We start from the raw sequence: 7,279 nt of genomic DNA on the forward strand, positions 1-7,279 counted from the left end.
GTGTAAAAGCGAGGGGGCCCGCTCGGCCTTCTCCAGCAGCAGCACGCGGCACCCCGCGACCGCCGCCGCCCGGGCGGCGGCGGTCGCGGGGTGCCGCGTGCTGCTGCTGGAGAAGGCCGAGCTGCCCCGCTACAAGACGTGCGGCGGCGGCATCATCGGCCCCTCCCGGGACGCGCTGCCGCCCGGCTTCGTGCTGCCGCTGAAGGACCGGATCCACGCGGTCACCTTCTCCCTGAACGGCAGGCTGGCCCGCACCCGCCGCTCCAAGCGCATGCTGTTCGGGATGGTCAACCGGCCCGAGTTCGACGCGGCCCTGGTCGCGGAGGCGGAGAAGGCGGGCGCGGCGGTGCGCACGCGCACGGCGGTCGCCCGGGTCGAGCAGCACGGCACGGCCGTCCCCGACCGGCGCACGGTCGCGGTGGTCCTCGCGGACGGGGAAACCCTCCTCGCGCGGGCGGTCGTCGGCGCGGACGGCAGCGCCAGCCGGATCGGCGCGCACGTCGGCGTCGAGACGGAGCAGGTGGACCTGGGCCTGGAGGCGGAGATCCCCGTCCCGCCCACGGTCGCCGAGGACTGGAAGGGGAGGGTGCTCATCGACTGGGGCCCGCTGCCCGGCAGTTACGGCTGGGTCTTCCCCAAGGGCGACACCCTGACGGTCGGCGTCATCTCGGCGAAGGGCGACGGGGCCGCCACGAAGCGGTACCTGGAGGACTTCATCGCCCGGCTCGGCCTGTCCGGCTTCGAACCGGCCGTCTCCTCCGGACACCTGACGCGCTGCCGGAAGCCGGATTCGCCGCTGTCGCGCGGCCGGGTCCTCGTCGCGGGCGACGCCGCGGGGCTGCTGGAGCCGTGGACCCGCGAGGGCATCTCCTTCGCGCTCCGCTCCGGCCGCCTGGCGGGGGAGTGGGCGGCGAAGATCGCCGAGGCGCAGGACGCCGTGGACGCGCGGCGGCAGGCCCTGAACTACGCCTTCGCCGTCAAGTCCGGGCTGGGCGTGGAGATGGGCGTCGGCCGTCGGATGCTGACTGCGTTCGAGGCCAGGCCGGGGCTGCTGCACGCGGTGATGACCGGCTTCGCCCCGGCGTGGCGGGCGTTCGCCCGGATCACCCGGGGGTCGACGACGCTGGCCGAGCTGGTCCGCAGCCACCCGCTGGCCCGCCGGGCCCTCACCCTCGTGGACGCCCGCCAGGACCGGCCGGGCGCGTAGCGCAACCCGCCGGCCCGCCGCGCTCCGGCGGGCCGGCCGTCCCGCCGCGCGCCGCGCGCCGTACGACGGCCCGGGGCGCCGCGTCCGCCTGGGGCCGTAGCCGCTCGTTCACACCCGGCCGTGCGGAGGCCGGCCGCTGCCGGTGCGGCGGCCGAAGCGCCACAGCACGTGCGCCACCCGCAGCAGGAAGACCGCGGCGGCCAGGGCGCCGCCGGCCACGGCGAGGCCGCGCCGGACCGCGCCGGACAGGTCGAAGGCCAGGGCCGGCCCGAAGACCGCCCCGAACACCAGGGCCGCCGCGAAGCACGCGCTGACGAAGGCGTACCCGATCTCGACCGTGACGGCGTCGCGTTCCGCCTGGCTGCGTCGCATGGTTCGCCGAGTCATCCGCACAGTCTCCCCGCATCCGGCGCACGGCCACAACCACGGCCGTACGGAGGAGGCGCCTTCAGATGCCGGCGGTCTCGGTCCACAGGCGGGCCAGCGACTCGTCGCCCGTGACGCCCGGCCCGGTCAGCGGCAGTCGGTTCCACAGGGCCGCGTACAGCCACGACGCCTCGGCCACCACGTCGCAGTCGGCGGTGCCCTCGTCGCCGCGGACCGTGCGCGGCGGCTCCTGCGAGAGGTGGACCGTCCACACCATGCCCGTGTCGGCGGCGCGGATCCGCAGGACGCGCGGGTCCGAGGTGCGGACCCGGCTGCGCGGCCTCGCGTGGAAGCCGGTCAGCAGCTCGTCCACACCGTCCTCGGCGAACTCCGCCGCCACCGGGGTGAAGGACGTGCCCAGCGCCGATTCGGCGTCCATGCGGTGCACGGCCGTCTCGTGGGCCTGCCGGCGCGCCCAGAACTCCAGCGGCGAGGACGGCGCCGTCGGCAGGAACGTCCAGCACTGGACGCCGGCCGGAGCCTCCGCCAGCGTCCGCACCAGGGCCGCGTGCCCGTCGCGGAACCAGCCCAGCAGCTCCGCGCCGGCCAGCTCCGGCGCGGCGGGGAACGGAACCGGCTCCACCGCCCCGTCGGCGACGTAGGAGGCGGCCCAGCGGTGCACGGCCCCCGTGTGCCGCAGCAGGTCGCCGATCCGCCACACCGGGCAGGTCGGAACCAGGGTGTCCGTCCCCGCCCGCTCCGCCAGGTCGGCGAGCAGGGCCCCCTCCCGGTCGAGGGTCTCCACGAATTCGGTGATCTTCATACGGGCAGTCTCCCAGCAGCCCCGCGACAATGGGGGCATGAACGGGGAACTCTTCCCGCGCGAGCGGACCGAGATCGCCCCCGGCGCCGTGCACGTGCCGGACTGGCTCGGCCCCGAGCGCCAGCGCACCCTCCTCGCCGCCTGCCGCGCGTGGGCGCGGCCGCCCGCCGGACTGCGCACCGTCCGCACTCCGGGCGGCGGCACGATGACCGCCCGGCAGGTGTGCCTCGGCCTGCACTGGTACCCGTACGGATACGCCCGCTCCGCGGTCGACGGCGACGGGGCGCCGGTCAAGCCGATGCCCGCCTGGCTCGCCGAGCTGGGGCGCGAGGCCGTCGGCGCCGCGTACGGCACCGCGCCGCCGGCCGCCGGCGAGGCCCCGTACGACATCGCCCTCGTCAACTTCTACGACGGCGACTCCCACATGGGCATGCACCGCGACGCCGACGAGCGGTCCGCCGCGCCCGTGGTCTCCCTCAGCCTCGGCGACACCTGCGTCTTCCGCTTCGGCAACGCCGCCTCCAAGGGGCGGCCGTACCGGGACGTGCTGCTCCGCAGCGGCGACCTGTTCGTCTTCGGCGGCCCCGCGCGGCTCGCCTACCACGGCGTGCCGAAGGTCCATCCGGGCACGGCCCCGCCGGAGCTTGGGCTGACCGGACGGCTGAACATCACGCTCCGGGTGGGCGGCCTCGACCTGCCGCCCGGATGAGCGGCGGTCCGCACACTCCGCCGATCATGCGAGGATCGCTGTCATGAACGGCAACGGCGCCCCGCCGCGGGTGGGGGATGCGAACGGCGGGTCCGCGGCATCCGCGCGGACCAGGCTGGAGCGGGGGCGGGGAGCCCTCGGCCCGGCGCTGGAGCTCGTCCACACCGGCCGGGCCCCGACGCGCGCCGTCCTGACCGCCGAACTCGGCGTCACCCGGGCGACCGCGGGCGCGGTCGCGGCCGAACTGGAGGCCCTCGGCCTGATCCGGGTCGACTCCCGGCCGGGCGCGGGCGGCGCGCAGGGCCGCCCCTCGCACCGCCTCGCCATCGACGAGAACGGGCCCGTCGCGCTGGCCGCGCAGGTGCACCCGGACGGCTTCCGGGCCGCGCTCGTCGGCCTCGGCGGGCGGATCGTCGCCACCGCCCCCGGCAAGCTCACGGTGTCGGAGGACCCCGCGCAGGTGCTGGGCGCGGTCGTCGGCGCGGGGGCCGGGCTGCTGGAGGAGACCGGCCGGCGCTGCGTAGGGGCGGGCCTCGCGGTCCCCTCGGCGGTCGCCGAACCGGACGGGACGGCGCTGAACCCCCTCCACCTGGCCTGGCCGGCGGGCTCCCCGGTGCGGGCGATCTTCGAGCAGTGCGTGAAGGACGCCGGCATCGACGGCCCGGCCCTCGCCGGGAACGACGTCAACCTCGCCGCGCTCGCCGAGCACCGGCACGGCGCGGGCCGAGGCGCGCAGCACCTGCTGTGCGTGGCGACCGGACACCGGGGCGTGGGCGGGGCACTGGTGCTGGACGGCCGCCTCCACAGCGGGAGTTCCGGCCTGGCGCTGGAGGTCGGCCACCTCACGGTGAACCCGGAGGGCCGGGCCTGCCACTGCGGCGGCCGCGGCTGCCTGGACGTGGAGGCGGACCCGCTGGCCTTCCTCACGGCGGCCGGCCGCACCCCGGGCCCGGAGGTGTCGCTGCTCCAGCAGGCCCGCGACCTGCTGCGCGACGGGTACGGGGAGCCCGCGGTGCGCGCGGCCGCCGAGGAGCTCATCGACCGGCTCGGCCTGGGCCTCGCGGGCCTGGTGAACATCCTCAACCCGGACCGGATCATCCTGGGCGGCCTGCACCGGGAGCTGCTGTACGCGGACCCGGAGCGGCTGCGCGCGGTCGTCGCGGACCGCAGCCTGTGGGGGCGCAGCGGGGGAGTGCCGATCCTGCCGTGCACGCTGGACCACAACAGCCTGGTCGGCGCGGCCGAGCTGGCCTGGCAGCCGGTCCTGGACGACCCCCTGGGCAGGCTGGGCACCGCTGCCTGACGCCTGACGCCTGACGCCGTACGCCGGCCGCCGCAGGGCCGGCGGGCCCTGCGGCGCGAGCCCTACCCCGGGCCGATCAGCGTGGAGGCGGCCACCGACAGGCCGGTCGGCACGGGGTACGCGTCCGCGGCGAGGACGACGGCCGGCGCGGGTTCCCGTACGGGCTTGGCGCGGACCCGGCTGGGCCGCGGGCGGGTCGGCGCCGCCGGCGCCGCGCGCAGCGAGAACCAGACGACCTTGCCGGCGCCGCCCTCCTGCGGCCGGGCGCCCCACGCCTCGCTGAGCGCGTCGACGAGGGCGAGGCCCCGCCCGCAGGTTTCGAGGGCGTCCAGGGGGTCCAGCGGGCCGGGGACGTCCAGGGTGGGCGGTGCATCCGGTGCGGGCGGTCTCGCGGCGGCCGTCCTGAGGACCGGGAGGCGCGGATCGCTGTCGTACACGGAGACCGTGAGCCGTCCGAGCCGCAGCTCGATCTCCACCGTGCAGGTCTTGTCGGGCTGCGCGTGGCGGTGGACGTTGCTCAGGAGCTCCGTCACGCCGAGCGCAGCCCGGTCTATGAGTGGATCCAGCTGCCAGTGGCGCAATTGCGCCGAGACGATCCTCCGGATCTGTCCGATCCGGGCGGGCAGGGCCTGCAGTTCGACGACGCAGTGCCTGCGTGAGTGACTGATCACGGCTGCGACTCCCCGACATGAGTGTTACGGGTGCTGCACCCTCAGTAATGCTCCACCAGGGTCACCCACGGTGCGCGGGAGTGCAACCGAACGCGACCGAAAGCGATCCATGTAGACACCCAAAGTGACTGTTTGCGCAGGTGGCGGAGGTACATTGCGAAAGCAGGGGGCGAAGCAACGCACGAAGGAGCAAGGCGCATGAGCACCACCCGTACCTCCGCCACGCAGGCCGCGGCGGGGCCCGCGGCCACGACGGCGGACGTCGACCGCAGCGACGCGGAGTACCGCGCCTGGCTGAAAGACGCCGTCCGCAAGGTGCAGGCGGACGCCAACCGCTCCGCCGACACCCACCTGCTGCGCTTCCCGCTCCCCGAGGAATGGGGCATCGACCTCTACCTCAAGGACGAGTCCACGCACCCGACCGGCTCCCTCAAGCACCGCCTCGCACGCTCGCTGTTCCTCTACGCCCTGTGCAACGGCTGGATCCGCCCCGGACGGCCCGTCATCGAGGCCTCCTCCGGCTCGACCGCCGTCTCCGAGGCGTACTTCGCCAAACTGATCGGCGTCCCGTTCATCGCCGTCATGCCGCGCACGACCAGCCCCGAGAAGTGCCGCCTGATCGAATTCCACGGCGGCGCCTGCCACTTCGTCGACGACCCGATGAAGATGTACGAGGAGTCGGCCGACCTGGCGGCCCGCACCGGCGGCCACTACATGGACCAGTTCACGTACGCGGAGCGGGCCACCGACTGGCGGGGCAACAACAACATCGCCGAGTCGATCTACCAGCAACTGCGCCTGGAGCGCTACCCGGAGCCCGCGTGGATCGTCGCCACCGCCGGCACCGGCGGCACCTCGGCGACCATCGCCCGCTACGTGCACTACATGCAGCACGACACGCGCGTCTGCGTCCCCGACCCGGAGAACTCCTGCTTCTTCGACGGCTGGACGGCGGACGACCCCGGCGCGACCAGCGACTGCGGCTCCCGCATCGAGGGCATCGGCAGACCGCGCATGGAGCCGAGCTTCGTGCCCGGTGCCATCGACCGGATGATGAAGGTGCCCGACGCGGCCAGCGTCGCCGCCTGCCGAGCCCTGGAGCGGGCCATCGGCCGCAAGGCCGGCGGCTCGACCGGCACGGGCCTCTGGAGCGCCCTGAAGATCGTCGCGGAGATGGTGGCCGAGGGGCGGACGGGCAGCGTCGTCACCCTGCTGTGCGACCCCGGCGACCGCTACCTGGACAAGTACTACTCCGACGACTGGGTCGCCGCGCAGGGCCTCGACCTCGCACCGTACGCCCAGACCATCGACACGCTCCTGGCGACCGGCACCTGGCGCGAACCGGCCGCCTGACCGGCCGCGGCCCGGCAGGGCCGGGTCAGTGGCCGTGCGCTGCGCCTGACGGTCAGTCAACAGCGTTTGGCAGGCCGAGCGTCGGGGCCCGCCGTGTCGCCCGTACAGGGGCTAGGCGGCGGGCCCGGCGCGCGGGATGCTGGAGGTCGCGCTGACTCCCGCCCCGCGAGCGGAGGCCGCCCATGCCGGACATCCCCCACCCCCTCGCCCCCGAACTCCAAGCCGCGCCAAGGCCGTTGGGCCTCGAACTGCGCGTCCACGGCGTCCACGGCGCCTCCCCGGAGAGACTCCTCGACGACCCGCGCACCGTGCGCGTCACCGGCGACGCCACCGCCGCCGTCTTCCGCCGCACCGCCGACGCCGACGCCGAGGCGCACCCCGAGCGGTACGCCGGCCGGCCCGTCGTGGAGGCGTACTGCTGGTCCCGCCTCACCTCGGGCAACGGCTCGCGCGCCCTGTGGCTGCTGCTCCTGCCCTTCATGGTGGTCAACCTCGCGCACTGGGCGCGCCCCGCCGTGCCCGACGGCCTCCCGCAGCCGCGCGCGGTGCGCACCTACGGGCTGCTCGTCCGCATCATCGCCCTCAGCCTGACGCTGCTGCTGATCGCGGCCGCCTGCGAGGTCGCGCTGGACCTGCTCGCCTGGCAGTGCGCCGGCTCGCACCCCTGCACCCGCTCCCGCCCGTGGCTGCACTTCGCCGAACCCGGCCGCTGGTGGGGCCAGCCCGGCCGACGCCTCGCGCTCGCCGCCCTCGTCCCGGCGGCACTGACCGGGCTCCTGTGGTTCCTGTCGAACCGGACGTGGAGCGCGTACGAATCCCAGACCCCGCCCGCCGACCACGAGAACGG

The 7,279-nt window shown here is 75.4% G+C and carries 6 protein-coding genes and 2 pseudogenes; 5 read left to right on the top strand and 3 right to left on the bottom strand.

Annotated elements, in window-relative coordinates:
- Nucleotides 1-61: 61 nt before the first annotated feature.
- A pseudogene (locus EF903_RS25590) lies at nt 62-1,207 on the top strand (geranylgeranyl reductase family protein); the annotation flags it as partial.
- A gap of 108 nt (nt 1,208-1,315) precedes the next feature.
- Here EF903_RS25590 and EF903_RS25595 read toward each other — a convergent pair.
- Together EF903_RS25595 and EF903_RS25600 are read right to left on the bottom strand one after the other, a co-directional pair.
- The gene (locus tag EF903_RS25595) at nt 1,316-1,594 is read right to left on the bottom strand and encodes a DUF6332 family protein (RefSeq protein WP_125546988.1); all 279 of its coding nucleotides are present in this window, start codon (nt 1,592-1,594) and stop codon (nt 1,316-1,318) included.
- 61 nt (nt 1,595-1,655) lie between these two features.
- The gene (locus EF903_RS25600) at nt 1,656-2,396 is read right to left on the bottom strand and encodes a maleylpyruvate isomerase family mycothiol-dependent enzyme (RefSeq protein WP_125546990.1); all 741 of its coding nucleotides are present in this window, start codon (nt 2,394-2,396) and stop codon (nt 1,656-1,658) included.
- Between the two features lie 37 nt (nt 2,397-2,433).
- Here EF903_RS25600 and EF903_RS25605 point away from each other — a divergent pair, with 37 nt between their 5' ends.
- Complete coding sequence (locus EF903_RS25605; protein WP_125546993.1) at nt 2,434-3,105, top strand: alpha-ketoglutarate-dependent dioxygenase AlkB; 672 nt, start codon at nt 2,434-2,436, stop codon at nt 3,103-3,105.
- A 43-nt stretch (nt 3,106-3,148) separates the two neighbouring features.
- Nucleotides 3,149-4,408 (top strand): ROK family protein, encoded by a 1,260-nt coding sequence (locus tag EF903_RS25610; protein WP_260615911.1) that lies wholly within the window; start codon nt 3,149-3,151, stop codon nt 4,406-4,408.
- Between the two features lie 62 nt (nt 4,409-4,470).
- Here the strand turns inward: EF903_RS25610 and EF903_RS25615 are convergent, their stop codons facing one another.
- Nucleotides 4,471-5,079: an ATP-binding protein gene (locus EF903_RS25615; RefSeq protein WP_125546995.1), complete on the bottom strand. Its 609-nt coding sequence runs from the start codon at nt 5,077-5,079 to the stop codon at nt 4,471-4,473.
- Between the two features lie 198 nt (nt 5,080-5,277).
- Here EF903_RS25615 and EF903_RS25620 point away from each other — a divergent pair, with 198 nt between their 5' ends.
- Nucleotides 5,278-6,432, top strand: a complete 1,155-nt coding sequence (locus EF903_RS25620) for a PLP-dependent cysteine synthase family protein (RefSeq protein ID WP_125546997.1) — start codon at nt 5,278-5,280, stop codon at nt 6,430-6,432.
- Nucleotides 6,433-6,614: 182 nt separating this feature from the next.
- Nucleotides 6,615-7,279: pseudogene (locus EF903_RS25625) on the top strand (hypothetical protein); the annotation flags it as partial.

Source organism: Streptomyces sp. WAC05292 (assembly GCF_003949955.1).
Lineage (GTDB): Bacteria > Actinomycetota > Actinomycetes > Streptomycetales > Streptomycetaceae > Streptomyces > Streptomyces globosus.

Coding starts and splice junctions, on each gene's coding strand:
- EF903_RS25595 (WP_125546988.1), bottom strand. CDS start 1,594: ATGACTCGGCGAACCATGCGACGCAGCCAGGCGGAACGCGACGCCGTC.
- EF903_RS25600 (WP_125546990.1), bottom strand. CDS start 2,396: ATGAAGATCACCGAATTCGTGGAGACCCTCGACCGGGAGGGGGCCCTG.
- EF903_RS25620 (WP_125546997.1), top strand. CDS start 5,278: ATGAGCACCACCCGTACCTCCGCCACGCAGGCCGCGGCGGGGCCCGCG.
- EF903_RS25610 (WP_260615911.1), top strand. CDS start 3,149: ATGAACGGCAACGGCGCCCCGCCGCGGGTGGGGGATGCGAACGGCGGG.
- EF903_RS25605 (WP_125546993.1), top strand. CDS start 2,434: ATGAACGGGGAACTCTTCCCGCGCGAGCGGACCGAGATCGCCCCCGGC.